Source organism: Actinomadura sp. NPDC048021 (assembly GCF_040653135.1).
In the GTDB taxonomy this organism is placed as follows: domain Bacteria; phylum Actinomycetota; class Actinomycetes; order Streptosporangiales; family Streptosporangiaceae; genus Spirillospora; species Spirillospora verrucosospora.
In genome coordinates, this window is the sequence record NZ_JBEZJQ010000023.1 from 1 (window position 1) to 26,933 (window position 26,933).

At 74.5% G+C, this 26,933-nt stretch carries 25 protein-coding genes; 9 read left to right on the plus strand and 16 right to left on the minus strand.

What is annotated here, in order from left to right:
- The first annotated feature begins 325 nt into the window (after positions 1-325).
- Positions 326-1,363, plus strand: a complete 1,038-nt coding sequence (locus tag AB0C87_RS31145) for a LysR family transcriptional regulator (RefSeq protein WP_345185677.1) — start codon at positions 326-328, stop codon at positions 1,361-1,363.
- An 11-nt stretch (positions 1,364-1,374) separates the two neighbouring features.
- On the opposite strand, the gene AB0C87_RS31150 is transcribed toward AB0C87_RS31145, so the two are convergent.
- The gene (locus AB0C87_RS31150; protein ID WP_353834916.1) at positions 1,375-2,298 is read right to left on the minus strand and encodes a PfkB family carbohydrate kinase; all 924 of its coding nucleotides are present in this window, start codon (positions 2,296-2,298) and stop codon (positions 1,375-1,377) included.
- Positions 2,299-2,466: 168 nt separating this feature from the next.
- Here AB0C87_RS31150 and AB0C87_RS31155 point away from each other — a divergent pair, with 168 nt between their 5' ends.
- The 4 genes from AB0C87_RS31155 to AB0C87_RS31170 all read left to right on the plus strand — a co-directional run bounded on the left by AB0C87_RS31155 (position 2,467) and on the right by AB0C87_RS31170 (position 8,027).
- A complete protein-coding gene (locus AB0C87_RS31155) occupies positions 2,467-4,905 on the plus strand; it encodes a GNAT family N-acetyltransferase (RefSeq protein WP_360580794.1) in 2,439 nt (812 codons plus the stop codon).
- 472 nt (positions 4,906-5,377) lie between these two features.
- Entirely contained in the window at positions 5,378-5,959 is a 582-nt protein-coding gene (locus AB0C87_RS31160) for a DUF5998 family protein (protein WP_185026304.1), read from the plus strand.
- The gene (locus AB0C87_RS31165) at positions 5,956-7,128 is read left to right on the plus strand and encodes a nucleotide pyrophosphatase/phosphodiesterase family protein (RefSeq protein ID WP_360580796.1); all 1,173 of its coding nucleotides are present in this window, start codon (positions 5,956-5,958) and stop codon (positions 7,126-7,128) included. Before AB0C87_RS31160 ends, AB0C87_RS31165 begins: the two co-directional genes overlap by 4 nt.
- Before the next feature lie 71 nt (positions 7,129-7,199).
- Positions 7,200-8,027 (plus strand): sulfurtransferase, encoded by an 828-nt coding sequence (locus AB0C87_RS31170; protein WP_345187825.1) that lies wholly within the window; start codon positions 7,200-7,202, stop codon positions 8,025-8,027.
- Positions 8,028-8,041: 14 nt separating this feature from the next.
- Here the strand turns inward: AB0C87_RS31170 and AB0C87_RS31175 are convergent, their stop codons facing one another.
- Genes AB0C87_RS31175 through AB0C87_RS31190 form a run of 4 tightly spaced genes read right to left on the minus strand, consistent with a single transcriptional unit; the run spans position 8,042 to position 12,801 of the window.
- Positions 8,042-10,579: a CHAT domain-containing protein gene (locus AB0C87_RS31175; protein WP_360580798.1), complete on the minus strand. Its 2,538-nt coding sequence runs from the start codon at positions 10,577-10,579 to the stop codon at positions 8,042-8,044.
- A gap of 30 nt (positions 10,580-10,609) precedes the next feature.
- Positions 10,610-11,056 carry a hypothetical protein gene (locus AB0C87_RS31180; RefSeq protein WP_345178678.1) on the minus strand — a complete coding sequence of 149 codons (447 nt, stop codon included), beginning with the start codon at positions 11,054-11,056 and terminating at the stop codon, positions 10,610-10,612.
- Complete coding sequence (locus AB0C87_RS31185; protein ID WP_345178676.1) at positions 11,053-11,577, minus strand: sigma-70 family RNA polymerase sigma factor; 525 nt, start codon at positions 11,575-11,577, stop codon at positions 11,053-11,055. The genes AB0C87_RS31180 and AB0C87_RS31185 overlap by 4 nt, the downstream gene beginning before the upstream one ends.
- Positions 11,578-11,610: 33 nt before the next feature.
- Positions 11,611-12,801 carry a S8/S53 family peptidase gene (locus tag AB0C87_RS31190; protein WP_360580800.1) on the minus strand — a complete coding sequence of 397 codons (1,191 nt, stop codon included), beginning with the start codon at positions 12,799-12,801 and terminating at the stop codon, positions 11,611-11,613.
- Positions 12,802-13,130: 329 nt separating this feature from the next.
- Between AB0C87_RS31190 and AB0C87_RS31195 the strand changes: the two genes are divergently transcribed.
- The 3 genes from AB0C87_RS31195 (at position 13,131) to AB0C87_RS31205 (ending at position 15,740) form a co-directional block, all read left to right on the plus strand.
- Positions 13,131-13,625, plus strand: coding sequence for a DUF3145 domain-containing protein (locus AB0C87_RS31195; protein WP_185026294.1), 495 nt, complete (start codon positions 13,131-13,133; stop codon positions 13,623-13,625).
- A 146-nt stretch (positions 13,626-13,771) separates the two neighbouring features.
- A complete protein-coding gene (locus AB0C87_RS31200; protein ID WP_345178672.1) occupies positions 13,772-14,599 on the plus strand; it encodes an alpha/beta hydrolase in 828 nt (275 codons plus the stop codon).
- Positions 14,583-15,740 carry a SpoIIE family protein phosphatase gene (locus tag AB0C87_RS31205; RefSeq protein ID WP_345178670.1) on the plus strand — a complete coding sequence of 386 codons (1,158 nt, stop codon included), beginning with the start codon at positions 14,583-14,585 and terminating at the stop codon, positions 15,738-15,740. The genes AB0C87_RS31200 and AB0C87_RS31205 overlap by 17 nt, the downstream gene beginning before the upstream one ends.
- A 126-nt stretch (positions 15,741-15,866) precedes the next feature.
- On the opposite strand, the gene AB0C87_RS31210 is transcribed toward AB0C87_RS31205, so the two are convergent.
- The 10 genes from AB0C87_RS31210 to AB0C87_RS31255 form a co-directional block, all read right to left on the minus strand.
- The gene (locus tag AB0C87_RS31210) at positions 15,867-17,174 is read right to left on the minus strand and encodes a beta-ketoacyl-[acyl-carrier-protein] synthase family protein (protein ID WP_345178668.1); all 1,308 of its coding nucleotides are present in this window, start codon (positions 17,172-17,174) and stop codon (positions 15,867-15,869) included.
- 78 nt (positions 17,175-17,252) lie between these two features.
- A complete protein-coding gene (locus AB0C87_RS31215; RefSeq protein ID WP_345178665.1) occupies positions 17,253-17,507 on the minus strand; it encodes an acyl carrier protein in 255 nt (84 codons plus the stop codon).
- A 55-nt stretch (positions 17,508-17,562) separates the two neighbouring features.
- Complete coding sequence (locus tag AB0C87_RS31220) at positions 17,563-18,531, minus strand: beta-ketoacyl-ACP synthase III (RefSeq protein ID WP_360352256.1); 969 nt, start codon at positions 18,529-18,531, stop codon at positions 17,563-17,565.
- Positions 18,528-19,457 carry an ACP S-malonyltransferase gene (locus AB0C87_RS31225; RefSeq protein WP_360580803.1) on the minus strand — a complete coding sequence of 310 codons (930 nt, stop codon included), beginning with the start codon at positions 19,455-19,457 and terminating at the stop codon, positions 18,528-18,530. The genes AB0C87_RS31220 and AB0C87_RS31225 overlap by 4 nt, the downstream gene beginning before the upstream one ends.
- 175 nt (positions 19,458-19,632) lie before the next feature.
- Complete coding sequence (locus tag AB0C87_RS31230; RefSeq protein ID WP_345178660.1) at positions 19,633-20,820, minus strand: helix-turn-helix domain-containing protein; 1,188 nt, start codon at positions 20,818-20,820, stop codon at positions 19,633-19,635.
- Positions 20,821-20,875: 55 nt separating this feature from the next.
- Positions 20,876-21,901 carry an alpha/beta hydrolase gene (locus tag AB0C87_RS31235; RefSeq protein ID WP_360580806.1) on the minus strand — a complete coding sequence of 342 codons (1,026 nt, stop codon included), beginning with the start codon at positions 21,899-21,901 and terminating at the stop codon, positions 20,876-20,878.
- 387 nt (positions 21,902-22,288) lie between these two features.
- A complete protein-coding gene (locus AB0C87_RS31240; protein WP_360352263.1) occupies positions 22,289-22,435 on the minus strand; it encodes a hypothetical protein in 147 nt (48 codons plus the stop codon).
- Positions 22,428-23,375, minus strand: coding sequence for an alpha/beta hydrolase (locus AB0C87_RS31245; RefSeq protein WP_345178655.1), 948 nt, complete (start codon positions 23,373-23,375; stop codon positions 22,428-22,430). Before AB0C87_RS31245 ends, AB0C87_RS31240 begins: the two co-directional genes overlap by 8 nt.
- A gap of 151 nt (positions 23,376-23,526) precedes the next feature.
- Complete coding sequence (locus AB0C87_RS31250; RefSeq protein ID WP_345178654.1) at positions 23,527-24,192, minus strand: response regulator transcription factor; 666 nt, start codon at positions 24,190-24,192, stop codon at positions 23,527-23,529.
- Positions 24,189-25,466: a sensor histidine kinase gene (locus AB0C87_RS31255; RefSeq protein ID WP_345178652.1), complete on the minus strand. Its 1,278-nt coding sequence runs from the start codon at positions 25,464-25,466 to the stop codon at positions 24,189-24,191. The genes AB0C87_RS31250 and AB0C87_RS31255 overlap by 4 nt, the downstream gene beginning before the upstream one ends.
- Before the next feature lie 84 nt (positions 25,467-25,550).
- Between AB0C87_RS31255 and AB0C87_RS31260 the strand changes: the two genes are divergently transcribed.
- Positions 25,551-26,579 (plus strand): PHP domain-containing protein, encoded by a 1,029-nt coding sequence (locus AB0C87_RS31260; protein ID WP_345178651.1) that lies wholly within the window; start codon positions 25,551-25,553, stop codon positions 26,577-26,579.
- Here the strand turns inward: AB0C87_RS31260 and AB0C87_RS31265 are convergent.
- A complete protein-coding gene (locus tag AB0C87_RS31265; RefSeq protein ID WP_360580808.1) occupies positions 26,527-26,931 on the minus strand; it encodes a hypothetical protein in 405 nt (134 codons plus the stop codon). The genes AB0C87_RS31260 and AB0C87_RS31265 overlap by 53 nt on opposite strands.
- Positions 26,932-26,933: the final 2 nt, after the last annotated feature.

Genomic DNA, 26,933 nt, shown 5'->3' on the forward strand with positions numbered 1-26,933 from the left:
CGGCCCGACCGGGCGGCCCCGCGCACGGGCCGGCGTCCGTTCCCGGCGCCGCGGCGGAGAAGAGCCGCGGCGAACGGGAGACCAGGGCGCCGGGCGGCGGCCCCGGCGGCCGGCACCGCCGGGGCACGCCCGGGAGCGCCGCCGTCCTGGGAGTGGGACGGGTGACGGCGGCGGTGGAGCGGCTCGAGGGAAAGTGTTCTAGAGGTTAGAAAACTCTGTCCAGTTGTTTAGGAGAACATCTTGAGATAAGTTCAGGCGGAAATGTCATCATTTCCCGCTTAGTTGGCCCCGCGGCCATTTCCGTGGGTCCCCGGAAGAGGTAGTAATGTCCCTCCCCGTGCCCCCGACCCTCGACTCGCTGCTGGACTGTCCGCCCGGCCTGCTCGACATGACGTTCGACCAGCTGCGGACCCTGCTGGTGGTGCACGAGACCGGTTCGGCGCTGCGGGCGGCCCGGGTGCTGGGGCGCGAGCAGTCGAGCGTCCAGAAGCAGCTCGACACGCTGAACCGCAACAGCCAGGTGCTGTGCGGGGAGGTCCTGACCGTCCGGCAGGGGCGCGGGAAGGACTACCTGTTCACGCCGACCGGGGAGACGACGGTCGAACTGGCGCGCACGACGTTCGAGAAATGGCTGGAGTCCATTCACTGGAGCCGGCGCCGCCTCGGCCGCATGCTGACGGTCGGCACCACCGAGTTCACGCTGCCGATCGTCTCCCGGGCCTGGGACCGGGTCTCGGAGGAGTTCCGGCAGCGCGAGGTCGAGTTCAAGGTCGCCCACGTCCGCACCAAGGACCTGTGGTCGCGGCTGGAGACCCGCCAGGTCGACCTCATCTGCGGCAGCATCGTCAGCACCCCGGAGGGCGACCTGCGCCTCCAGGAGTACGAGGTCGTCGAGTACGCCCGGGGCCAGGCGCTGCTGCTCACCAATCTGCCGGAGGGCGAGCTGCCCGGCACGCCGGTGCAGACCAGCCGCCTCGGGCGCATCCCGCTGGTGGTGCCGCCCGCCGGGCTCGTCGCCGACCTGCTCGCCACCTGGTACGGGACGAACTTCCGCGAGCGGCTCAACGTCGTCGCCGACATCGACGACGTGCACTACGGGCTGTCGCTGCTGCGATCCGGGTTCGTGCGCGGCTGCATGATCGTCACCGGTTCGATCGGGCGGGGCATGGCCGCGCAGGAGGACCCCGACGCCGTCCCGCTCCGTGCGATCGGGCTGGACGACGACCTGGAGCCCAGGGCCGAGTTCATGACGGGCGCGTTCGTCCGCCGCGCCGACCTCGAACGCTACGACGCGGGCCACCCCCTGAACCGCCTCTGGGACGCGGTCAGGGAGGACGTCCGCACCTACACTCCGCTCGCCTGAGCGGCCCCGCCCTACTTGATCTGGTTGTCGACCACGTCGAGGGTGGGGCGGGCGCCCAGGTGCTGCATGGCGCGGGCGGCCAGGCGGCAGCCCGCGGTGAGGGCGTCGGCCGGCTGCTTGCCGTCAAGCCACGGCGGGAGGAACCCGGCGACGAACGCGTCGCCGGCGCCCGTGCCGTCGATGATCTTCTCGACGGGCTCCGCCGCGACGGTGACCGGCTCGGGACGGCCGTTGGTGTACCACAGGGCCCCGTCGGCGCCGTTCGTGATCACGACCTGCGGGTACCAGGCGGTCAGCACCTTGGCGGCCTGCTCGGGCGTGTCGCGGCCGGTGAGGATCTCGGCCTCCTTGGCGTTGACGACCAGGAGGCGGGCGCCCTGCGTCCACTCCAGGAAGGGCTCGGCGCCCATCCGCTTGAGCGGGGAGGACGAGCCGCCGTCCACGGAGACCGACATCTGCGTCTTGCGGGCGATCTCCAGGGTGTGGATGGCCGCCTTGCGGGACCCCTCGTTGATCAGGGCGTAACCCGACAGGTGCAGGTGGGTGCCGCCGGAGAACAGGTCCTTGCAGCGCTCGATGTCCTCCGGGAGGAGGGCGGCGTTGGCGCCGGGGTCCGACAGCATCGTCCGGTCGCCCTTGTGGGTGACCATGACCACACAGGTGCCGGTGGGACGTTCCTGGTCCATGACGAGGCGGGCGTCGACGCCGTAGCCCATCAGTTCCATGTCCCGGTTCCGGCCGGCGATGTCGGAGCCGCGGCGGCCGACGAAGGCGGCGTCGGTCCCCTCCACGGCGAGCCATGCGGCCACGTTGGCGCCGGAGCCACCACCGTGCGTCGTCACGGCGGCGGGCGTGTCGCTCCCCTTGGCCAGGGGATACGCGGCACGCGCCACGGTGTCTGTCATAAGATCGCCGACCACGACCACGCGCGTCATGGAGTCATCACCTCGATCAACACGGCCCGCGCGAGCGGCAATTCTTGGACGTGTGCTCGACCGTAACAGCTTCGGAGCCCGGATTAGGTCTCGAACGCGCAGCGAAACCGAGGAAGCCGGTTTTTTCGTCGCGGGACCGTGACGCATCCGTGCCTTACCCTCGGGTACGTGACCGAGCGTTATCCGGATCAGTGGGAGGCCGACGTCGTCCTCAGCGACGGCGGGACGGCCCATCTGCGCCCCATCTGCCCCGAGGACGCCGATCTCCTGCGCGCGTTCCACGCGCGGCTGTCCCCGGAGTCGATCTACTACCGGTTCTTCTCGCCGCGCCCCCGGCTGTCGGACCGCGAGATCGAGCACTTCACCACCGTCGACCACGACCGGCGCGCCGCGCTGATCGCCACGATCGCGGGGGAGATGGTGGCGGTCGTCCGCTACGACCGGCTCGCCGACCGGCCGGAGACGGCGGAGGTGGCGTTCCTGGTGGAGGACGCGCACCAGGGCCGCGGGCTCGGCGCGGTGCTGCTGGAGCACATCGCGGCGGCGGCCCGCGAGCGCGGGGTGCGCCGGTTCGTGGCGAGCGTCCTGCCCGACAACCGCCGGATGACCCGGGTGTTCCGGGAGGCCGGGTACCGGGCGGAGCAGCGCTTCGAGGAGGGCGTGATCGAACTCGTCCTCGACCTGGAGCCGACCGACACCTCGCTGGAGGTCATGACGGCGCGCGAGCACCGGGCCGAGGCGCGCTCGATCCAGCGGCTGCTGTTCCCGCGGTCGGTGGCGGTGGTCGGGGCGAGCCGGGCCGAGCACAGCGTCGGCCGGACCGTCCTGCGGAACCTGCTCGCCGGGGACTTCAGCGGGCCCGTGTACCCGGTGCACCCGACGGCGGTCGCGGTGGCCGGGGTCCGCGCGTACGCGTCCGTCCTGGAGATCCCGGACGACGTGGACCTCGCGGTCGTGGCGGTGCGGGCCGACGCCGTGCACGAGGTCGTCGAGGAGTGCGCGGGCAAGGGCGTGCGGGGGCTGGTCGTCGTGTCGTCCGGCTTCGGCGAGGTCGGGGAGGAGGGACGGGCCGCCCAGGAGCAACTGGTGCGCCTCGCGCGCGCCTACGGGATGCGGGTCGTCGGCCCCAACTGCCTCGGCATCGCCAACACCGACACCGACGTGCGGCTGAACGCGACCCTGGCGCCGACCATGCCGGGACGGGGCCCGGTGGGGTTCTTCTCCCAGTCCGGCGCGCTGGGCATCGCCATCCTGCAGCGGACGGCCGCGCGCGGTCTCGGGCTGTCCACGTTCGTCTCGGCGGGGAACCGGGCGGACGTCTCCGGCAACGACCTGATGCAGTACTGGGAGGAGGACCCGGCGACCAGGGCCGTCCTGCTGTACCTGGAGTCGCTGGGCAACCCCCGTAAGTTCGCGCGGCTCGCGCGCAGGCTCGGCCGCCGCAAGCCGATCGTGGCGGTGAAGAGCGGGCGCAGCACGCAGGGCGTCCCGATCGGGCACGCGGCGCGGGCGCTCACGCTGCCCGACCACGCGGTCAGCGCGCTGTTCGAGCAGGCCGGCGTGATCCGGGTGGACGACCTGGCGGAGCTGTTCGACGTGGCGCAGGTGCTGGCCTACCAGCCGCTCCCGGCCGGCGACCGCATCGCGATCATCGACAACTCCAACTCGCTGGGCCTGCTGGCGCAGGATGAGGCCGTCGCGCTCGGGCTGGAGGTCCGGCCCCGCATCGACCTCGGTCCCCGCGCCGACGCCGACGACTACGAGGCCGCCCTCGCCGGCGCGCTGGACGACGACACGGTCGACGCGGTCGTGGCGCTGTTCACGCCCCCGACGATCGGCGGCTACGACGTGCGCGTCCCCGAGAGGATCCTGCGGCTGGCCGCCGAGGGCCGCAAACCGATCGTGGCGACCTATCTCGGCACCGAGGGAATGCCCGCCGACCTGCGCGTCACCGGCCCGGACGGGATGCCCGCGGAGGGCTCCGTGCCGTCCTACACGGCGCCCGAGGACGCCGTCCGGGCGCTGGCGTACGTGATCCGGTACGCGCGGTGGCGGCGGCGCCCGCCCGGCCGCATGCCGGTGTTCGAGGACGTGGACCGTGCCAAGGCGCGGGAGCTGGTCGCCGGGTGGCTGGGCGACGGCGGCCCCGTGGAGGTCGCGCCGGAGCAGGCGGCGGAGCTGCTGGCCTGCTACGGCATCCGGCTCGCGGGCGGGACGGACGGCGTGGCGACCCGCATCGTCGTCAGGGAGGACCCCTCGTTCGGCGCGCTGATCTCGTTCGGGATCGCCGACGAGACCGCCGAGCTGCTGGACGACCGCGCCTACCGCCTGTCGCCGCTGGCGGACGCGGAGGCGGCGGAGATGATCCGCGCGATCCGCACGGCCCCGCTGCTGCTGGGGCACCGCGGCGCCGATCCGGTGAACCTCGGGGCGCTGGAGGAGCTGCTGCTGCGCGCGTCCCGCCTCGGCTACGACCTTCCGGAGGTGGCGCGGCTGGAGCTGAGCCCCGTCATGGTGGGTCCGTCAGGGGTCGCGGTGCGGGCGGTGACGCTCACGCTGGAGCGTCCCCTGGGGCCGCGCCCCGAACTGGAGCCGCGCCGCCTGTGACTCGGGCCCGGAGGCCCGGGGCCTGGACACCGGCCCCGGGCCTCCGGCGTGCCCGCCGTCAGCCCGGGGGCGGGGGAGGGCTGGGCTCCGGCGTCGGCGGGACGGGATCGGGCGCGGGGCCGGGCGGGATCGGCTCGGGCCCCGGCGGGGGCGGGGACGGCTCCGGCGGCGGGCCGGGCGGTACCGGCTCCGGCGAGGGGCCGGGCGGGATCGGTCCGGGCGGCCGCGGCGCGGGGCCCGGGGCGGGGCCGGGCGGCGGCTCGGGGGGCACGGGGGGCTGCGGGGGAGGTGCCGGGTCCGGCGTGGGCGGCGGCACCGGCGGCGGGGTCGGCAGTGGATGCTCGTCCATGCCCCCCCTGTACCCCGCACGCGGACGTTACCCGCACAAGGGCGTTACCCCGCACACGGACATATGACCGCGTGCCGCGGCGCTCATGTGCGCGTCCGGCCCCGGACAGGGCAGGATGGGGCCATGAGGGAAACCCGAGCGACCGTCAGTGGTCTGCGCACGGCGATCGAGCGCAGCGGTTACTACCCGGCCCTGGTCGCGGACGCGGTCGAGTCGGCCGTCGGGGACGAGCGCGTCACCGCCTACGTCGTCCACCACGAGGCGACCTTCGACCCCGCGATGGAGGTCCGGCGGCACGTGACCGTGCTCGTGCTGTCGGCGAGCCGGCTGCTGGTGTGCCACACCGACGAGCACCCGCCCGGCGAGGGCATGACGCGGCCGCACGCGTCCACCACCACCGAGGCCGTCAAGCTGGAGCGCGTCCAGTCCGTCGCGGTGACGCGGGTCGTCCCCGACCCGGCGTCCTACGTGCCCGGGGTGCCGCCCACGGAGGTCGTGCTGACCATCGGCTGGGGCGCCATCGCCCACATCGACCTCGAACCCGCGACGTGCGGCGACGAGAACTGCGAGGCCGACCACGGCTACACCGGCAGCGTGACGGCCGACGACCTGTCGCTGCGGGTCAGCGAGGCCGCGGACGGCGCGGACGCCGTGAGCCAGGTGCTGGCCTTCGCCGAGGAACTGTCCGCCGTGACCGCGCGGTGAGCGCGGCCGCCGCCGAGCGGCGCGGCGGGTCCGGCCGGGAGGAGGGGCCGGCCCTCTCCGAACCGCCCGTCCCGCGCTACGGCGAGGCCGCGCTGTCCGACCTGCCGTCCTCCGCGCTGGCAGCGCTGGGCGTCCCGGACGCGCCGAACGTCCTGGGCCTGCCCGCCGTTCCGCGCGTCTGCGTGTTGCTGGTCGACGGACTCGGCTGGGAGCAGCTGCGGGCCCATCCCCGCGAGGCGCCGTTCCTGAACGCGATGGACGGCGGCCCGATCACGGCCGGGTTCCCGGCGACGACCGTCAGCAGCCTCGGCTCGCTGGCCACCGGCGCCCCGCCCGGCGAGCACGGCCTGCTCGGCGTGCAGATCGCGATCCCCGGCACGGGGCGGTTGCTGAACTGCCTTCGCTGGAACGACGAGACCGTCGAGCCCGAGACGTTCCAGCCGGTCCCGACCGCCTACGGGCGGGCGGCCGCGCACGGCGTCGAGGTCGCCTACGTGGCGGAGCCCCTCTACCGGGGGTCCAGCCTCAGCCGCGCCACCACGCGCGGCGCCGACTACGTGGCGGGCCGCGGCCCCTACCAGCTCGCCGACCGCGCCGGGCAGGCCCTGCGCCGCGGCGACCGGGCCTACGTCACCGTGTACTACGCCGAGCTCGACGCGACCGGCCACCGGTTCGGGGTCGGCTCCGCCGACTGGCGGCACATGCTCCGGTACGTCGACGGCCTCGCGCAGCGCCTCGCGGAGGGCCTGCCGCCGGGCTCGTCCCTGCACGTGACCGCCGACCACGGCATGGTCGACCCGGACGAGCGGATCGACGTCGACGCCGTCCCCGGGCTGGCGGCGGGCGTCGCCCTGCTCGGCGGGGACGCCCGCGCCCGCTACGTTTACAGCGAGCCGGGCGCCCACGCGGACGTGCTCGCCGCCTGGACGGAGACGCTGGGCGGCAGGGCGTGGGTCGTGAGCCGCGAGCACGCCGTCGAGAACGGCTGGTTCGGCGCGATCGGCCCCGGGATGCTGGAGCGGATCGGCGACGTGGTCGCCGTCCCGCGCACCGGCCTCGCGATCGTGGCGTCCGAAAGGGAGCCGTGGCTGGAGCAGATGGTCGGCATGCACGGCTCCCTCGTCCCGGCCGAGCAACTGGTGCCGCTGCTCACCGCGTCCCGGCCCTGAGATCCCGCGGAGTTGAGATGAACCCGGATTCGCCCCTCCCTAATCGGGGCAACGGCGGCCAAACTGGCGATGTGCACCCTCTCATCGAAGTGCCCGCGCTGGACCGGCTGCTCCGACGGCAGGCGAACGTGGTCCTGCTGGACGTCCGATGGCATCTGGCGGGGCCGCCGGGGATCGAGTCCTACCGCAGGGGGCACCTGCCCGGCGCCGTGTTCGTCGACCTCGACCGCGACGTGGCCGGGCCGCCCGGTCCCGGCGGCCGGCACCCCCTGCCGGACCCCGCCGCCTTCGAGGCGGCGGTGCGCCGCGCCGGGGTCTCGGCCGACAGCCTGGTCGTGGTCTACGACGACGCCGACTCCACGGCCGCCGCCCGGCTGTGGTGGTCGCTGCGCTACTTCGGGCACGAACGGGTCCGCGTCCTGGACGGCGGCTACCGCGCCTGGGCCGAGGCCGGCCGCCCGGTGAGCACGGAGGAGCCCGAGGCCAAGCCGGGCGACTTCGTCGCCCACCCCGGCGGCCTGCCCGTCCTGGACGCCGAGGGCGCCGCGGAACTGGCCCGCGCGGGCGTGCTCCTGGACGCCCGCGCCGCCGAGCGCTACCGCGGCGAGCAGGAGCCGGTCGACCCCGTGGCGGGGCACATCCCGGGCGCCCGGAACGCTCCCACCTCAGGAAACGTCGGTGTCGACGGCCGGTTCCTGCCGCCCGGGCTGCTGCGCGAGCGGTTCGCGCAGCTCGGCGCCACCGACGCCCTCGACGTCGGCGCCTACTGCGGCTCGGGCGTCACCGCCGCCCACGAGATCCTCGCCCTCCACCTCGCCGGCATCCCGGCCGCCCTCTACGTCGGGTCGTGGTCGAACTGGGTGGCCGACCCCGGCAACCCGATCGCCGTCGGCGACTGACCCTCCGCCGGGGGTCAGCCCGCTCCCATGGCCAGGAAACCGGTCGTGGCCGGGGTCCGGGCGATGGCGGCCAGCGCCCGGGAGGGGGTCTTCCCGGCCGCCAGCGCGGTGTGGAAAGCGGTCATGAAGGCCGGGGTCGCGTCGTCCCGGACGGGCAGGACGCTGGCGATCACGGTGGCGGCGCCCAGGGCCAGCAGCGCGCCGGCCATGCCGAGGACGGCGTCCCCCTCGTCGGCGCGGCCGATGTCGCACGCGGACAGGACGATCAGGCGCGGCGGATCGGCCAGCTCGTCGAGGTCGTGGACCATGAGGGGGCCGTCGGCCAGGCGCAGCCGGGAGAACAGGGCGTTGCCCGGGTGGAACTCGCCGTGGGCGGCGATGTGGGCGAGGGCGGCCCCTTCCAGGGCGTCGCGGACGGGTTCGGCGCGGGCGTCCGGGCCGTCCAGGACGGCGGCGCCGGGGTGGAGGCGGCGGAGCGCGGCGATCTCGCGGTCGGCGTGCAGAAGATCCGGGCCCGCCACGAGGACGGTGCGCCCGCCGGACGGGGCGCGCGTGCGGGCGTGAAGCCAGGCCCCGGCGGACGGGACGACCGTGAACGGGCGCCCCGCCAGGGACGGGAGCGCCGCCCACGGCAGGCCGTGGAGGACCCCCGTCGGGGCGATGACCAGCTCGCGGTCGCCGAGGACGGGGGAGAGCGGTGCGAGCAGGAGGCGGTCGAGGCGCTCGGCCGCGCCCGTGAGCGAGGACGGCGCCGGCGGCCCGCCGTCCTCGGCGAGGCGGCACGCGGCGAAGCGGAGCAGGCCGGTCTCGCGGCGCGCCGCGTCGCCCGCGCCGAGGCGGTGGCGGCGGGTGCGGCCCCGCGCGACGGTGACGGCGTGCAGCTCGTCCCCGATCGCGATCAGCTCGACGAGGGCGCGGTCGCCGAGCGCGGCGGCGACCGCGCCGGCCGCGGCGGGGCGTCCCGGCGACGCGCCGGACGGGCGGCGGCGCGTCCGGTCGCGGATCTTCGCCTCCAGCGCCGTCAGGTCCGCCTCCAGCGCGGCGCGGTCCGCGAGCGGCGCGGGCGGGGCCCCGCCGCGGGCGGTGTCGGCCGTGCGGTCGACGCTGAGGGCGCGCAGCGCGGTCAGCGCCGCGGCACGCTCGGGGTCCTTGGGCGGGCGGACGCGGACCGGCCGGGCGATCGCCCGACGCCGCTCCTCCACGGCGAGCAGTTCCCGCGCCGACCCGGACAGGCGGAGCCCGAGCTCCGCCAGCTCCGCGGCGAGCCCCGCCGCGCGGGCGCGCAGGTCGAGCGCGTCCAGGGCCTCCGCGTGCTCCTCGGTCACCTCAAGCCCTGCCTTGACCGCCGCCAGCGCGCCCTTGCGGGCGTCGCGGGAGGAGTGTTCGAGGGCCGTCGCGTGCCAGGCGGCGATCCTGCCCGAGGCCGGGCCGCTCGTCCGCCGGACGGAGGCCAGCAGATGCCCCGCCGGCCGGCCCAGCGACAGCGCCACGCGCGCGGCGACGATGCGGGCCTCGTCGGCGGCGTCCGCCCAGCCGCCGGCGTCCAGCCGTTCCGCCGCGGCCGCGGCCGAACGCAGCAGGACGGGGGAGCGTTCACCGGACGCCCACCGGGCCTTGAGCAGCACGTGCTCGGCCAGCAGCGCCCATCCGGTGCGCTGCTGTTCGGTGAACGTCGTGCGGGCCAGCTCCGCCGCCACCGTGGCCTCCTCCGCGTTGCCGTCGGCCAGTTCGGCGTGGGCGAGGAGCAGGTATCCGTCGGCCGTGTCGCACCGGTACCCGTTCGCGGTGGCCGCGTCCAGGGCGGCGGTGAGGACGGGACGCGCCTCGCCCGGCAGACCCGCCATGATGAGCGTCTCCGCCTGGTCGAACCGGCACTGCGCCAGGCGCTCACCGGTCAGGCCCTGCTCGGCCTCCGCGAAGAGACGGAGCGAGCGCGGGACGTCCCCCCGCCGCGACACCGTGAAGGCCAGGTTCCCCTTCGCCATGGCCGTCTGGTGGCGTAACGCGGCGGCCTCGCCGACGGCGACGGCCTCGGCCAGCGCCTCCTCCGCGCCGTCGTAGTCACCGCGGAACACCCGCGCCAGGCCGAGGTTGGTGAGCAGACCGCTGAGCGCGGCGGGGTCGTGCCCCGCGCGTAAGCGGGGCAAGGCCCGCACCGCGACGTCGTGCGCCTCTTCCAGACGTCCGGCCCGTGCCAGAGCGCCCGCCTTGTTCGCGGCCAGGCGGTCGGCGTCGGGCCCGTGCAGGACGGTCTCCGCCCGCCTCGCCTGGGCGAGCGCCTCGGTGACGTCGCCGCTCGCCGTGAGCAGCCCGACGAGGTTCATCCGCACCTGCGCCGCCGCGTACGCGTCGGACCCGGAGGCCAGTTCCAGGGCGCGCCGGAGGAAGGCGAGGCCTTCGTCGAGCCTGCCCAGCTCCTTGGCGGCCAGACCGGCCACGCGCAGCGGCAGGATCCCGCCGCCGTCCTCCAGCAGCGCGAGCGCCCGCGTGAAGGCGGTCGCGGGATCCGTCGCCGCCATCCACAGCAGGACGCCTTCATCCCGCCCGCTCATTCGTCCGGCCCGCTCATTCGTCCCGTCCGGTCACAGCCGGATCCAGCTCGTGACGATCGACGTGCCGTCGTCCAGCCGCAGGATCAGGCTCACCAGCCCGGCCGGCACGCGCGGCAGCCAGAACATCCCCGCCGGCTCCGTGCGCGCCGTGATCCCGCCCGGCGGCAGGTCGCGGTGGCGGACCTCGACGAGCGCCGCCGCGGGCGGGACGAGCCGCCCGTGGATCTCCCGGAACCGGCCGTCCGGCGCCACCTCGATCTCGACCGCCGCGTCCGGGCAGGTGAAGGTCAGCGTCCGGGCCGGGCCGCCCCGCACCCCCGCCGCGCGGCCGCCCAGGTCGTGCTCCAGTTCCGCCAGCCGCGCGGCCGGCGCCCGCCAAGCGATCGACGCGCGGGCCGCCGCGAGCACGGCCGCCGGCACCGGGTCGAGGATCTGGAACGTCGCGCGGACTCCCGCCATCAGCTCGTCGTCGTTCACGAGACCAGCCTCCGCAGCGACTCCAGGCAGCGCGCCCGCGTCGGGCCCACGCTGCCGACGGGGATCCCGAGGGCGGCGGCCAGCTCGGCGTGGCTCGGCGCGAGCGCGAACAGCCGCAGCAGCGTCCGGCAGCGCAGCGGCAGCCGCTCCAGCGCCGCGCCGACCAGGCCGAGCCGCTCGCGCGCCGCGACCACCCGCGCCGGATCGGGCTCCGGTTCGCGCGGCGCGGGCACGGACGGGAGCGCACGGCCGCGCCGGCGCGCCAGCCGTAAGCTCTCGTGGCGCGCCGTCGTGGCCAGCCAGCATGTCGCCGCGGCGGGCTCGCGGAGCTCGTCGATCCGCTCCACCAGCCGCAGCCACGTGGTCTGCACCGCGTCGCCCGCGTCGGCGTCGTTCAAACCGTACGAGCGAGCGATCGACCACAGCAGCCCGCTGTGCCGCTCGACCAGCCGGGCCCACGCGTCGCCGTCGCCGTCGCGTGCCCGGATTATCAGCTCGTCCGTATCGTCCCTACGGGCCACCGAAGTCTCCTCCTGAGGCCCCCCGCTCCCCCTTCACCCTATGGCATCGATCGATGACGCGCTGTGCACTTCGGTGCCGAGACCCGGAAGCACCGGGTGGCGCGCGGGATCGAGCACGCGATCGGCCGCCTCGGCCGCCCCGATGTCCTCGTGCGCGGCGAGGGCGGCGATCCGCCCCGCCACGACCGGCGTCGCGAACGACGTCCCGCTCCATGTGGCGTAGCCGTCGAACCGGTCGGGATCGGAACCGCTCGCCGCGGGGCGGGGGCCGTCGAACCGGACGAAGGCGCTGGCCACGCCGACGCCCTGCGCGCACGCGTCCACCCACCAGCCGTGGTTGGAGAACCAGGCCCGGTCGTCGCCGTCCAGCGCGGCGACGCCGATGACCGGCTTCATCGCGGCGGGCCAGAACGGGCGGTCCGTCGCCGCGTTCCCCGCGCACGCCACGACGACCGTGCGGCGGCCGAGCGCCGCGACCGCCTGGGAGAGCACCGGCGAAGGGCGGTCGTCGTAGGTGTGGCAGCCGAGCGAGAGGTTGACGACGTCGGCGCGGCCCCAGGCGGCGAGCCACTCCAGCGCTCGGATCACGTCCAGCTCGTCGCCGATCCCGTGGCCGTCGATGACGCGGCGGGCCCGCAGGACGGCGGACGGCGCCTGGGACAGCACCACGCCCGCGATGAACGTGCCGTGCCCCGCCTGCGCGTCCAGCGCGAAGTCCAGATCGGCGTCCAGGACCTCCGCCACCTCGTCGCGCTGCTCGCGGTACCACTCCTCGCCCTCGTACCAGGGGTGCGGCGACAGGCCGGTGTCCAGGATCGCGACCGTCACGTCCCGCCGGACCGGGCCGCCCCGCGGCGCGGGCACGGGAGGGGCGGGGCGGGGCAGGTCCGCGGGCCCGCTCCACCACATCGGCTGGCCGAGGACGAGGTGGTTCGGCGCCGCACTCAGCCTCCGGTGCCGCCGGTCGGCGCTGCCGAGGACGGCCGCGAGCTCGCACACGTCGACCTTCGCGGGGGCGCGCAGCCGCAGCCGCGTGACGCCGCCCTCGTCGTCGCGCGAGTCGTACCAGCGCCGGACCAGCGACTCGGCCGCGCCGGCGTCCCGCCCCGCGACCAGGATCTCGTCCCGGCGGATCAGCGCCGGCCGCCCCGGCAGCGGCTCCACGACGACCGCGTCCGCATGCCGGGCCAGCACCCGCTCCAGCCGCGCCTGTTGATCGAACATCGAGCCTCGCCTCCGCCGAACCGACCCTTTCGCTCATCGTGGCGAACCGATGACGCTCCGTGCCTGGAACGAGCGGAAGATGGCCGATGGTGGCATGCGTGACGAGTCTCACCCGGGAGGGGAGGCACACCCGCGTCCCCCTCGCAATAGTGGATCTTGACGGAGGCGCCGGGTGAACGATGTGCATCCTGTGTTCAAGCGTTCAACAAACTGCGAACTCACGGTGGTGCGACTCCGGCCGATGATGCACAATGAGGGACGCGGACGCCGACTTGGGACGTACGAGGCCGTAGGGGAAGACGAGCCTCGGTACAGATCCAGGAGGTCCGGTGACCGCACGTGGCGTTTTTTACGTCCACTCCGCGCCACCTGCGCTGAGCCCGCACATCGAGTGGGCCGCCGCAGGTGTTCTCGGGGTGCCCGTTTCCCTTGAGTGGGCAGATCAGCCGGCCGCGCCCGGAACGCTGCGCGCCGAGCTTCATTGGGAGGGCAGGCCCGGCACCGCCGCGGGCATCACCTCCGCGCTGCGCAACTGGAAACTGGTGCGGTTCGAGGCCACCGAGGATCCGACGCCCGGCACCGACGGCGTCCGCTTCAGCTTCACCCCGACCCTCGGGGTGTTCACGGGGGTCATCGGCGCCAGCGGCGACATCATGGTCCCCGAGGACCGGCTCCGCGCGGTGATGGCGAACGCCGCCGTCGGCAAGGCCACGCTGGAGCAGGAGCTCGACCGGCTGCTCGGCACGCCGTGGGACAACGAGCTGGAGCCCTTCCGCCGGGCCGGCGACGGCGCCCCCGTCCGCTGGCTGCACGCCGCCGTCTGACGGTCCCGCGGCGCGGCCGGCGCCGCCCGCCCGGAGCGCGTACCCGTCCCGCGACTCGTACGCTCCCGTGGCCGGGAGGCGAGCACGCCCGCCGCCGGGCGGCCCCGTGAGGTGTGGAAACGGGGAGCCCGGGGCACGTTGGGGAGGTGTCCGCTTTGACCCGCAACAACGTGCAGGACCTGGGCCGACGGTCGGGGCAGCCCATGCTCTTCGCGCACGGGTTCGGCTGCGACCAGACGATGTGGCGGCTCACCGCGCCGGCCTTCGAGGCCGACCATCGGGTCCTCCTCTTCGACCACGTCGGGTTGGGGAACTCGGACATGTCGGCCTACTCGGCCGACCGGTACGGCACCCTGGAGGCCTACGCCGAGGACGTGCTGGACATCGTCCACGAGCTGGACCTGCACGACGTGATCTTCGTCGGGCACTCCGTCAGCGCGATGATCGGGGTGCTGGCGGCGAACAAGGAGCCCGGTCGCTTCGCCCGTCTGGTGCTGGTCGGCCCCTCGCCCCGCTACGTCGACGACGGGGAGTACGTCGGCGGGTTCACCGGCGCCGACATCACCGAGCTCCTGGAGTCGCTGGAGAGCAACCATCTCGGCTGGTCCAGCCGGATGGCGCCGCTGATCATGGGGAATCCGGAGCGGCCCGAGCTGGGCCGGGAGCTGACCAACGCCTTCTGCCGCACCGATCCCGACGTCATGCGGCAGTTCGCGCGCGTGACCTTCCTGTCCGACAACCGGGCCGACCTGCCCGGGCTGAGCGTCCCGACCCTGCTCCTGCAGTGCTCGGAGGACATCATCGCCCCGGAGGCGGTGGGGGACTACGTGCACCGCGCCATCCCCGGAAGCGAGCTGGTGCGGCTGCGCGCGACGGGGCACTGCCCCAACCTGAGCGCGCCCGAGGAGACGATCGCGGCGATCAAGGCCTTTCTGCGGAAGGCTCCGAGTGGCCCCGATGTCCGGCGCGGATGACGAACTCGCCCGCCTCCGGGACCTCTACGAGCACGCGCCCTGCGGCTACCTGTCGCTGCGCCCGCCCGGGACGATCACCAGGGTCAACCAGACGTTCCTGGACTGGACGGGCTACCGCGCCGACGACCTGCTCGACGGCACGCGCTTCCAGGAGCTGCTCCCCGTCGGGGACCGCATCTACTACGAGACGCACTTCGCGCCGCTGCTGACCATGCAGGGCGAGGTCCACGAGATCGCCGTCGACCTGAAGTGCGCGGACGGCGAGCGGCTGCCCGTGCTGGTCAACTCGACGCTGCGCCCGGAGGAACCGGACGGGGCCCCCGCCGTCCGGGTGTGCGTCTTCCGCGCCATCGACCGCCGGGAGTACGAGCGGGAGCTCCTGCACGCCCGCCGGCGCGCGCGGGACTCGGAGGCCCGCGCCCGGCAGCTCGCCGAGACCCTGCAGCGCAGCTTCATCCCGCCCGCGCTGCCGCTCGTCCCCGGACTGGAGGCGGGCGGCGCCTACCGCCCGGCCGGCGCCGGCGACGAGGTGGGAGGGGACTTCTACGACCTGTTCGAGATCTCTCCCACCCGGTGGGGGCTGGTGCTGGGGGACGTGTGCGGCAAGGGGGCCGGGGCCGCGGTGGTGACGAGCCTGGCCCGGTACACGGTGCGGGCGGTCGCCACGGAGACCGAGTCGCCCGCCGACGTCCTGCGGAAGCTGAACTCGTCCCTGCTGGGCCACGGCGCGGAGCGGTTCTGCACCGCCGTCTACGCGGGCATCGAGTGCGGCCCGCACGGCAAGCCGCTCCTCACCGTCTCGCTCGGCGGTCATCCCGCGCCGCTTCTGGTCGCCTCCTCCGGGGAGGTGCGGCGCGTCGGCCGCCCCGGCGACCTGCTCGGCATACTCGACGACGTGGTGCTGGCCGACGAGTCCGTGGAGCTGCGGTCCGGCGACTCCGTCCTGTTCTTCACCGACGGCGTCAGCGAGGCGCGCCGCGACCGGGAGTTCTTCGGCGAGGACCGGCTCGCCGGGCTGCTGTCCGACGCGCGGGGCCTCGACGCAGGCGCCATCACCGGCCGGATCGTCGACCGCGTCGTCGGTTTCCAGAACGGCGTGCCGCGCGACGACATCGCGCTCGTCACCCTCAGGGTCCCGTAGGCCCCGATCAGAGGCCGCAGCGGTCACGGCCGGCCCTCGGCGGCGGGACGGGTGCGCACGCGCGGGGCCTGCGCATGCGCGAACGGCCCGGCGGGAGAACCCGGCCGGGCCGTTCGACGAGGACCGTCAGAGAGCGCGCTGGAAGGCGACCGACACGTTGTGCCCGCCGAATCCGAACGAGTTGTTGAGCGCCGCCGCCGGACCGTCCGGGAGCTTGCGCGGCTCGTCGCGCGCGATGTCGAGGTCGACCTCGTCGTCGAGGTCCTCCAGGTTGGCCACGAACGGGACGCGGCCCTCCTTGAGCGCGAGGACCGTGAAGATCGACTCAAGCGCGCCCGCGCCGCCGAGCAGGTGCCCGGTCATCGACTTGGTCGCGGTGATGACCACCTGGCGCGCGGCCTCCTCGCCGAGCCCCGCCTTGATGGAGGCGAGCTCCGCGACGTCCCCGGCGGGCGTGGAGGTGGCGTGCGCGTTGATGTGCACCAGGTCGGAGGGCTCCAGGCCCGCGTCCTTGAGGGCCCGCTGCATCGCCTTGGCCTGCCCCGAGCCGGACGGGTCGGGCAGCACGATGTCGTAGGCGTCGCCGGAGTAGCCGCAGCCCGCGGCGATGCCGTGAATCTCCGCGCCGCGGGCGCGGGCGTGCTCCTCGGATTCGAGGATCATCACGGCGGCGCCCTCGCCGAGCACGAAGCCGTCGCGGTTCTTGTCGTAGGGGCGGGACGCGCGCGACGGCTCCTCGTTGCGGGTCGACATCGCGCGCATGGCCCCGAACGAGGCCATCTGCAGCGGGTGTATGCACGACTCGGTGCCGCCGCAGATCACCACGTCGGCGCGGCCCGCGCGGATCATGTCGATGGCGTACCCGACGGCCTCGCCGCTGGACGCGCAGGCGCTGACCAGCGCGTGCGAGCCGGCCATCGCGCCGAACTCGATGCCGACGTGCCCGGAGGCGCCGTTCGGCATCAGCATCGGGACGGTGAAGGGCGAGACCCGCGACCAGCCCTTCTCCCGGAAGACGTCATAGCTGTTGAGGGCGGTGTGCAGGCCGCCGATGCCGCTGGACAGCACCACGCCGAGGCGCTCGCCGTCCACGGTGTAGCCGCCCTCGACCCCGGGGCGCTCCATGCCCTTCTGCCCCTTGCCGCCCGCCGGCACGGCGAACCCGGCGGACGTCCACGCCTCCCGCGCCGCGATCAGCGCGATCGCCTGGTTGCGGTCGAGCCGCCGCAGGTTCTGCTTCGGCATCACCTCGGACGGGTCGACCTTCAGGGTCGCGGCGAACTGGACCGGCAGGTCCTCGACCCCCTCCCAGTCCAGTTTGCGGATACCGGACTCGCCGGCGAGCAGGGCGGACCAGGTCGACGGCATGTCGCCGCCGAGTGGGGTCGTTGCACCGAGACCGGTCACGACGACCCTGGTCTGGCTCTTGCTCATAGTGCGTGCTCCTTGCGGACTGTGAGGGGAGGAGGAAGGGCGCGCCGCCTCCCGGGTGGCGGCGCGCCCTCCCGCGGCTCAGCTCTGCAGGTTCTGGACGAAGTTGACGACGTCCTTGACCGTCTTCAGGTTGCGCAGCTCGTCGTCGGGGATCTCGACGTTGAACCGGTCCTGGGCGGCCACCGCGATCTCCACCATCGACAGGGAGTCGATGTCGAGGTCGTCGATGAAGTTCTTCTCCGGGGTCACCTCGGACTTGTCGATCCCGACGATCTCGTCGATGATCTCGGCGAGGCCGTCCAAGATCTCCTGTTCGGTGGCGACTGCTTTCATGTTCAGGGTTCTCCTTCGGTGGGTTGGTCCAGAGCCTGCGAGCAGGCGTGACGGCCTACGGGATCTGGATGACTTGGGCAGCGTAGGACAGCCCGGCGCCGAACCCGACCAGCAGGGCCGGGGCGCCGGACGGCACGTCGCCGCGTTCGATCATTCGGGACAGCGCCAGCGGGATCGAGGCGCCCGAGGTGTTGCCGGACTCCACGATGTCGGTGGCGACGACGGCGTTGGACGCCTTCACCTTGCGGGCGATCGCCTCGATGATCCGCAGGTTGGCCTGGTGCGGGACGACGGCGGCGAGTTCCTCGGGCTTGACCCCGGCCCGCTCGCACGCCTGGAGCGCGATCGGCGCGATGGCGGTGGTGGCCCAGCGGAAGACCGCCTGCCCCTCCTGCCGGATGAACGAGTTGCGGTCATCAATGATGATCTTGTCGTACTTGTCGCCGGCGCTGCCCCACACGACGGGGCCGATCCCGGGCGCCTCGCTGGGCGCGACGACCGCCGCGCCCGCGCCGTCGGCGAAGATGATGCAGGTGGAGCGGTCGGTCCAGTCGATCCACTGGGACATCTTCTCGGCGCCGACCACCAGCACGTTGCGGGCGCTGCCGGCCCGGACCGCGGCGCTGGCGGTGCCGAGCGCGTAGCAGAAGCCGGCGCAGGCGGCGTTGAGGTCGAAGGCGCCGGGCGCCTCGATGCCGAGGCGGTGCGCGACCTGCGCGGCGTGGCCCGGCATCGGCGTCTCCGCCGAGCAGGTCGCCAGGATCACCAGGTCGATGTCGGAGGGCGCGAGGCCGCTGTTCGCCAGCGCCTTGCCGGCGGCGTGCACGCCGAGCTCGACGATGCCCTCGTCGTCGCCGGCGATGCGCCGCTCGGAGATGCCGACGCGGCTGCGGATCCACTCGTCGTTGGTGTCGACGGTGCGCGCGAGGTCGTCGTTGGTGACGATGCGGGCGGGGCGGTAGTCGCCGAACGCGAGGACGCGGGCGCCGGGCGCCGCCTCGGGGATGGTGAGTCCGGCGGTCATGACGCGTCCGCCTCGATCAGCTCGCGGGCCTTGTCCAGGTCGGCGGGGGTCTTGAGGGCGACCAGCTCGATTCCCTTCAGCTCGCGCCGGGCCAGCCCGACGAGCGTCCCGGCGGGCGGCAGCTCGATGATCGCGGTGACGCCGAGCTCGCGCATGGTCGCCATGCACGCGTCCCAGCGGACGGGGGCGCTGACCTGCTCGACGAGCCGGGCGACGAATTCGCGGCCGCTCTCGACGACGGCGCCGTCGCGGTTCTGGAGCAGCTTCGCCCGCGGGTCGGCGACGGGCACGCCGGGCGCGAGGCGGCGCAGGGCGCCGACGGCGGGCTCCATGTGCTCGGTGTGGAAGGCGCCCGCGACCGACAGCGGCCGCAGGCGCGCCTTGGCGGGCGGCTCGTCGGCGAACTTCGCGAGGCGCTCGGTCGTCCCGGCGGCGACGACCTGGCCGGCGCCGTTGACGTTGGCGGGGGTGAGGCCGTGCTTGTCGATCGCGGCGAGGACCTCGTCGGCGTCGCCGCCGAGCACGGCCGTCATGCCGGTCTCGGTGACGGCGGCGGCCTCGGCCATCGCCCGGCCCCGCTCCCGGACGAGGACCAGTGCGGCCTCGGGGGTGAGCACCCCGGCGATCGCGGCGGCGGCCAGCTCGCCGACGCTGTGACCGGCGACGGCGTCGGGCCCGGTCCGGCCGCCCGGGGCGCCGTCGTAGAGGGCCTCGGACGCGGCGATCGCGGCGGCGACCAGCAGCGGCTGCGCGACCGCGGTGTCGCGGATCTCCTCGGCGTCCGCGGACGTCCCGTAGCGCACCAGGTCCAGACCCGTGACCGCCGACCACCAGGCGAACCGGTCGGCGACGCCGGGTTTCTCTAGCCATGGCTGCAGGAAGCCGGGGGTCTGGGCGCCCTGGCCGGGCGATGCGAGGAGAATCACAGCGTCCAGCCTGCCGTCATGTGCCCGCGCCCACGATGCCGATCACGACGAACTTTGGTCTTGGCGCTTTGTACGACCCCTACAAGAAACCCTGGTGAGCGCCTGTAGCCCCGGCTGAGACCCTCGGTGCGACGCTCCTCACTCCCGGGCCGTCCTCGCTACCCGGCCGTCCTCGCTACCCGGTCGTCCTGGCGGCGCGGGCGTGGAAGCGGCCGAGGACCAGGGCGATGCGGAGCGTGAAGGCGTTGCGGCCGTCGGTGGGGGCCAGGCCGGTCAGCTCGGCGACGCGGCGCAGCCGGTAGCGGACGGTGTTGGGGTGGACGAACAGGAGCCGGGCGGTGGCCTCCAGCGACGATCCCTGTTCGAGGTAGGTGGTGAGCGTGTCCAGGAGCGGGGCGCCGGCGGCGAGCATCGGGTTGTAGACGCTCTCCACCAGGTAGCCGCGCGCGTCGTCGTCGCCGTCGAGGGCGCGCTCGGGGAGGAGCTCGGTGGCGAGGACGGGGCGGGGCGCGTCCGGCCACCCGGACGCGGCGCGCAGCCCGGCGACGGCGGCGCGGGCGGAGACCGTGGACTCGTAGAGGTCGGCGACCTGCGGGCCGACGACGACCGGGCCGGGCCCGCACTTGGCGGCGATCGGGCGGGCGGCGTCCATGGGGTCGGTGTCACCGCCGACGATCACCACGACCCGGTGCCCCTGCACGCCGGCCAGCACGTCGGCGCGAGCGCGGCGCGCGGCCAGCTGCATCTGGTCGATGGTGACCTCGGGCTCCTCGTCCTCCGGGGTGAAGCCGGCGATGACGGTGACGGGCTTGGACGTCCAGCCGAGCGCGGCGGCCCAGGAGTGCATGCCGTCGTCGACCTCGTCGCGCAGCACCGCGTTGACGACGAGGGCCTCCAGGCGGGCGTCCCAGGCGGCGCGCGTCTCGGCGGCGCGGGCGTAGACCTGGGCGGCGCCGAACGCCACGTCGCGGGTGTAGCGCAGGATGGCCTCGCGCAGCTGGGCCTCGCCGCCGGGCGCGGCCAGCTCGTCCAGCCGGGTCTCCACCACGTCGATGATGACGCGGATCATGTCGATGGTGTGCTGGAGCTTGATGGAGCGCAGCAGCTCGCGGGGCGCGGTGCCGAACACCTCGCCGGCGATGGCGGGGCGGGTGCGCTCGTTGCTCTTGAACCACTCCACGAACGCGGCGATGCCGGCCTGCGCCACGAGGCCGATCCAGGAGCGCTGGTCGGCGGGCATGCGCCGGAACCAGGGGAGCTGCTCCTCCATGCTGGTCAGCGCCGCGGTGCCGAACGTCCCCATCGCCTTCTCCAGACGCTGGGTGGTCTGCTCGCGGATCTCGGCCTCGTTCGCGGTGTTCACCCCAACAGAGTGCCACTCCACCCGCGGTGTCCTGGCCGGAAGCGCTCAAACCGGGTCAGCCGGGGGTCACCGCGGAGGCGCGTCCGAGCGCGATGTCGGTGAGGTTGCGCAGCGACGCCGAGCCCGGGGCGAGGTAGTCGCTGTGGCCTCCGTGCCCGGCGTCGAAGACCCGGGCGCCGAACCTCGCGGAGACCGGGTCGGGGCCGAGCCCGAGCCCGAGGAACCGCACGTGCGGGACGTCCTCCATCCAGTCGGTCGCGCCCCGGCCCGCCCACACCCGGGTCGACCCGCCCAGCCTGGACGCCGACCACGTGGTCGTCCCCGGGCTGCCGTAGAGGGCGATGTCGGTGACCTGCCTCCAGGCGGCGCCGTTGGAGCCGCCCAGGGCGGCCCGGCCGCAGACCACCGAGCCGTAGCTGTGGCAGAGGAGGCCCACGCTGGCGCCCGGGTTGACCTGGTGGACGCCCTTCATGAACTTGCGGAGCTGGACGGCGCCCTCGGCGGCCCGCTCGGCGGTGAGGACGTCGCTGCTGAACGTCTTGGGCGCCGCGTAGCCGAGCCAGGCGACGACCGCCAGTCCGGGCTGGGGCGACAGGGAGCGGGCCTGCTGGTAGACGGCGCGCGCGCCCCCGCCGGGCGTCGACCAGGGTTTGCCGCCCCGCTTGTCGAACGCGGAGAGCGTGGTGTCCGCGCCGGGGACGAGCACCGCGACGCGCCGTGCCCGGGTGAGGTCGCCGACGACCTCGATGGCCCGCCCGCGGCCGCGCGGGTCGAAGTAGAGGAACCGGCGTCCGGGCTGGAGGAACGCGCCCAGCGTTCTCCGCCGGTCGGTGTCGCCGAGCTTCTCCGCGGTCTTGAGGGCCTCCTCGATGGAGCGGCGCTCGGCGGCGTACCGGACGTCCAGCGTCGACGGCGCCATCCCGGGGACCGCGACGGGCGCCGCGTAGGGGTCGGCATGGCCCGTCCCGGCGGTCGTCATCATCACCACCCCGATGGACGCGGCGGCGGCGGTGGCCCGGCGGAAGCGGCGGGCGCGCCGTCGCGCGGGGCGCGGCGAGGTCGTCGTGAGGTGCGGCGGCATCGGCGCCTTTCTACCATCGAAGATCGTTCAGCGTGTCGGGCTCACCCCCCGGTGGATCAGGAGACGCCTCTGGTGAAGTACGGGCCGGGGACCGGGTTGGTTCCCCGCGATCGTGTTCCGCGCGTGCCGCCGCGGTCGCGGTAAGGCGGCGGCCAGTGCCCCGCCGGCGGCGAGCGCGCCGCCGGGGGCGACCAGCCACGCGAGGCGCTCGGCGATCCATTCCGGCTGGTCGGGAACGGTGTGCGACCCCTCAAGGCTACCGAACGCGAAAAGTGGCCCCACGGTGACGGTGAGCAATGCGGGCTGGTGCCAGAGGTAGATCGCCATCGCGGACCGGTTGGCCGCCGCGACGGCCGATCGCGCCCGGGCGTGTCGCGGCCGGCGGGGTCAGGGCCCGTGCAGCAGAGTCGCCACGTAGACGCAGAGGAACCACGCCGAGTATCCACCGATGAGGTAGAACACGGTGAGCGTCTGCCGGGCGTCCACGGCCCGGTCGCGGTTCTCGTCTTCGCCGGGGCTCCGGTCCTCAGGCACGGGTGACCTCCGCGTCGCGGCCGAGAGCGATCAGGGCGAGGTTGCGCAGCGCGAGGGAGCCGGGCTTCAGGTAGCCGCTGTGGGGACCCGTCCCGGCGTCGAAGCGCAGGGCGCCGAAGCCGGGCGAGACGGGATCGGCGCCGAACCCCAGCCCGGCGAACCGGACGTGGGGGACGTACCTCACCCAGTCGCCCTTCGCCCGCCCCGCCCAGACCCGCGCCGGCGTCCTGAGGTCGGAGACGCGGCGCAGGGTGGTGCCGGGGCTGCCGAACAGGACGATGTCGTCCACCGGCAGGGGCGCCAGGCGCCGGGCGGCCCTGCCGCAGACCACCGAGCCGTAGCTGTGGCAGAGCAGGGCGAACCGGGCCCGCCCGTTCACCGCGTGCACGCCCGCGAGGAGGCGCTGGAGACCCCGCGCGCCCTTCTCCGCACGTCCGCTGGTCAGGGCGTCGGCGCTCAGCGTCGAGGGGGAGTCGTAGCCGAGCCAGGCGATGACGGCGATCCGCGCGCCGGGCGCGGCGGCGCGGGCCTGCCGGTAGAGCGCCCGGCTGCCGCCGCCGACGAACTTGGGCGAGTCGTAGTTGGCCAGCGAGTTGTCCGCGCCGGGCACGACCACCGCGATCCGGTCGGCGTGCCTGAGGTCGCCCAGGACCTCCACAGCGCGCCCGCCGCCTCGCGCGTCGAACGACAGGAACCGCCGGTCCGGCCCCGCGAAGGCGGACAGGGCCCGCGTCCGCCCCTCGTCATGGACGCGCGCCGCGGTGGCCAGGGCGCGCGTGATGTCCCGGCCGGCCGCCTGGAAGCGGGCGTCGAGAGCCGGCGCCGACAGGGCGGGGGCCGGTGCCGGCGGCGCGTACACCTCGGCGTGCCCCGCGGCGGCCGTCGAGCCGGCCGCGGCCAGCACCGAAACGGCGGCGACGGTCCTGCGAACGCTGGGCATCCGGCGGTTCCTTCCTGGTCAGTGGAGTGGAGCACTGATCAGGAAGGTAGGAATCGGACGTGTCAGCGCGCATCGGCCGACGGTGCCGTCCCGTGCCGTGCGCCCCCGGTATGACGGGATGAGCCCCCGGTATGACAGGACGCGGCCGGCGTCAGTCGCCGGGCCGCACCAGCCCCACCTCGTAGGCGTAGACGATCGCCTGCGGGCGGTCGCGCAGCCCGAGCTTCATCAGGATCCGCCCGAAGTGCGTCTTGACGGTCTGCTCGGCGACGACGAGCCGCCCGGCGATCTCGCCGTTGGACAGGCCGCGCGCCACCAGCGCGAGCACCTCGGTCTCCCGCTCGGTCAGCTCCTCCAGCCGCTTGCGGGACGGCGCGCGCGGGCCCCCGAGCCGGGAGAACTCCGCGATGAGCCGCCGCGTCACCGACGGGGACAGCAGCGCGTCGCCCGCCGCCACCACCCGCACCGCGTCGGCGAGCTCGGTCGCGGACGCGTCCTTGAGCAGGAACCCGCTGGCGCCGGCCCGCAGCGCCTCGTAGACGTAGTCGTCCAGGTCGAACGTCGTCAGCATGAGGACCTTGGGGGCGCCGTCCCCGGCGCCGGCGAGCAGCCGGCGGGTCGCCTCCAGGCCGTCCATGACCGGCATCCGCACGTCCATCAGCACCACGTCGGGGCGCACCTCGGCGACGCGGCGCAGCCCCTCCGCGCCGTCCGCGGCCTCGCCCGCGACCTCGATGTCGGGCTGGGCGTTCAGCAGCACGCCGAAGCCGGTGCGCACCATCCCCTGGTCGTCGACGATCACGACCCGGATCGTCACGTCGCCTCCCGCGCCTTCACCGGCAGCGATGCGGTCACGGCGAATCCTCCCTCGGACGTGGGGCGGGCGGTCAGCTCGCCGCCCAGCGCGGCGGCCCGCTCCCGCATCCCGACCAGCCCGTGGCCGCCGCCGGGAAGCGGCGGAACGGACCCCGGCCCGCCCGCGGGCGGACCGTTGACGACGCCGAGCCACACTATGCCGCCCTCGCAGGACGCCTCGACCTCGACGCGGGAACCGGGCGCGTGCCGCATGGCGTTGCTCAGCGCCTCCTGGAGGATCCGGTACGCGGTGAGGCCCACGCCGGGGGGCAGTCCCGCCAGGTCGCCGTCCAGCCGGGTCTCGACGCGCAGCCCGGCGCCGCGCGCGTTGCCGACGAGCTCGTCCAGCCGCTCCAGGCTGGGCTGCGGGGCGGTGTCGGCGCCGTCCTCCGAGCGCAGCACGCCGAGGATGCGGCGCAGCTCCGTCAGCGCGTCCAGCGCGGTCGCGCGGATCTCGGCGAGGTCGCGGCGCGTCTCGTCCGGGACGGTCTCGACCTTGTACGGGGCGGCCTCCGCCTGGATGGCGATCATCGACATGTGGTGGGCGACGACGTCGTGCAGCTCCCGCGCGATCCGCTGCCGCTCGGTCAGCACCGCCTCGGCGTCCTGGTGCCGCTTCTCCTGCTCGGCCAGCTCGCGCCGCGACGTCTGCCGGACGCGGACCGCGTACCCCACCGCCAGCGGCAGCAGGAGCAGCACCGACGCCCCGGCCCCGGACGCCGGGTCCTTGATCCACACTCCGGCGAACGAGATGATCGCGACGCCCAGCGTGACGTCGCGCGAGCAGCGCACCGCGACCGTGTAGAGGGTCGCGACCGCCGCGAACGAGCCCGCCGGGACGTAGGGGACGGTCAGCCAGTCGCCGACGTCGATCAGCGCCATCGCCAGGAAGCTCAGCCGCCACGCGCCGAGCGGGTGGCGGTCCCGCAGCGCCAGTGGCGCCGTCACCGCGACGGCGATGAAGAACTTCGTCCCGTCGGAGACGTAGAGGCCGCGCCGCATCGTCTCGGTGGACAGCAGCGACACCGTCCCGGCGACGAGCCCGGCGGTGAGGGCCAGCCCGAACAGGTTCGCCACCAGCCCGTAGGGCAGCCGCCCCACCCCGACGTACCGCGTCCAGCGCAGCAGCAGGGGCCACGGCCGGTTCAGCGGCGCCGGTTCGGCTCTGCCGGTCACGGCGGCGGCGAGCAGCACGTCCCGCAGGACGCCGCGCAGCGTCACATTCTCCCCGGCCATGGGCCCCAGGCTAGGGAGCCCCGGTCTCGCTCGGATGACACCGTGGTGGGACGTGCCGGGTCATACCTGGGTACGGTGCGAGACGTGGAGCCCGTCGAAGCCCTGCGCCGCATCGCGTTCCTGCTGGAGCGCGCCCACGAGCCGACCTACCGCGTGCGGGCGTTCCGCACGGCCGCCGACCTCGCCGAGAGGACGGCACCGGACGAGCTGGCCGGCCGCGCGCGCGACGGGACGCTCACCGCGCTGCCCGGCATCGGCAAGGTCACCGCCCTGGTGATCGAGGAGGCGCTGCGCGGCGAGACCCCCGTCTACCTGCGCCGGCTGGAGGCCACCGAGGGGGAGCCGCTGGACGAGGCCACGGCCGCGCTCCGCTCCGCTCTCAGGGGCGACCTGCACACCCACAGCGACTGGTCCGACGGCGGGTCCCCGATCCTGGAGATGGCCGAGACGGCCCGCTCCCTGGGCCACGAGTACCTCGCGCTCACCGACCACTCGCCGCGCCTGAAGGTCGCGAACGGCCTGTCCGCCGACCGTCTGCGCCGCCAGCTCGACGTCGTCGCCGAGCTCAACGCCTCCCTGGCGCCGTTCCGCATCCTCACCGGCATCGAGGTCGACATCCTGGAGGACGGCGCGCTCGACCAGGAGCCCGAGCTCCTCGACCGCCTCGACGTCGTCGTCGCCAGCGTGCACTCCAAGCTCCGCATGGACCGCGTCGCCATGACCAAGCGGATGGTCGCGGCGATAGCGAACCCGCGCGTGAACGTCCTCGGCCACTGCACCGGGCGCATCGTGAAGGCCGGCGGCAGGCGCGGCGGCCTGCGCCCGGAGTCGGAGTTCGACGCGGCGCTCGTCTTCGACGCCTGCGCCGCCTACGACGTCGCCGTCGAGATCAACTCCCGCCCGGAGCGCCTCGACCCGCCGAAGCGCCTGCTGCGCCTGGCGGTGGAGGCGGGCTGCCGCTTCTCCGTCGACTCCGACGCCCACGCGCCCGGGCAGCTCGACTGGCAGCCGTTCGGCTGCGAGCGGGCCGCCCGGTGCGGGGTGCCGGCGTCGCGGGTCGTCAACGCGCTCCCCGCCGACGACCTCCTCGCCTGGACGCGCGCGAAGCTCTGACGGTCAGCGAGGCCTCCGGTGGATGTGCCCGCGGAACGAGGCGCCCTTGGCGATGATCTCCACGGGAGAGCACCAGCAGCCCGTCGGTGTCGGGCGGAAGGATCGCCATCTCGCCGTCGCCGCCGACCTGCCGCAGCCAGGCCCGCCGGTCGAGACCGGCCGCGGCCGCCGCGCTCTCCAGGACCTCGTGCAGATCGAGCTGGACCTGTTTCTGCTGCGCCGTGCTCAGCTTGCTGTAGCCCTCGATGTCGACCGCGATGAGAAAGTGATACGTCAGTCGATCGGTCACCGGGACGGTGAACGGCACGTCCGCCGCGTCCGTCGCCGCCATGTTCGCCGCTGCGCCGCTCATCC

Bases quoted from the DNA above. Each gene is read 5' to 3' on its own strand.
- AB0C87_RS31235 (WP_360580806.1), bottom strand. From the start codon at position 21,901: ATGCCGCCGCACCTCACGACGACCTCGCCGCGCCCCGCGCGACGGCGC.
- AB0C87_RS31190 (WP_360580800.1), bottom strand. From the start codon at position 12,801: ATGTTCGATCAACAGGCGCGGCTGGAGCGGGTGCTGGCCCGGCATGCG.
- AB0C87_RS31175 (WP_360580798.1), bottom strand. From the start codon at position 10,579: ATGAGCGGGCGGGATGAAGGCGTCCTGCTGTGGATGGCGGCGACGGAT.
- AB0C87_RS31210 (WP_345178668.1), bottom strand. From the start codon at position 17,174: ATGAGCAAGAGCCAGACCAGGGTCGTCGTGACCGGTCTCGGTGCAACG.
- AB0C87_RS31160 (WP_185026304.1), top strand. From the start codon at position 5,378: ATGAGGGAAACCCGAGCGACCGTCAGTGGTCTGCGCACGGCGATCGAG.
- AB0C87_RS31205 (WP_345178670.1), top strand. From the start codon at position 14,583: ATGTCCGGCGCGGATGACGAACTCGCCCGCCTCCGGGACCTCTACGAG.
- AB0C87_RS31265 (WP_360580808.1), bottom strand. From the start codon at position 26,931: ATGAGCGGCGCAGCGGCGAACATGGCGGCGACGGACGCGGCGGACGTG.
- AB0C87_RS31245 (WP_345178655.1), bottom strand. From the start codon at position 23,375: ATGCCCAGCGTTCGCAGGACCGTCGCCGCCGTTTCGGTGCTGGCCGCG.
- AB0C87_RS31145 (WP_345185677.1), top strand. From the start codon at position 326: ATGTCCCTCCCCGTGCCCCCGACCCTCGACTCGCTGCTGGACTGTCCG.
- AB0C87_RS31220 (WP_360352256.1), bottom strand. From the start codon at position 18,531: ATGACCGCCGGACTCACCATCCCCGAGGCGGCGCCCGGCGCCCGCGTC.
- AB0C87_RS31150 (WP_353834916.1), bottom strand. From the start codon at position 2,298: ATGACGCGCGTGGTCGTGGTCGGCGATCTTATGACAGACACCGTGGCG.
- AB0C87_RS31255 (WP_345178652.1), bottom strand. From the start codon at position 25,466: ATGGCCGGGGAGAATGTGACGCTGCGCGGCGTCCTGCGGGACGTGCTG.
- AB0C87_RS31215 (WP_345178665.1), bottom strand. From the start codon at position 17,507: ATGAAAGCAGTCGCCACCGAACAGGAGATCTTGGACGGCCTCGCCGAG.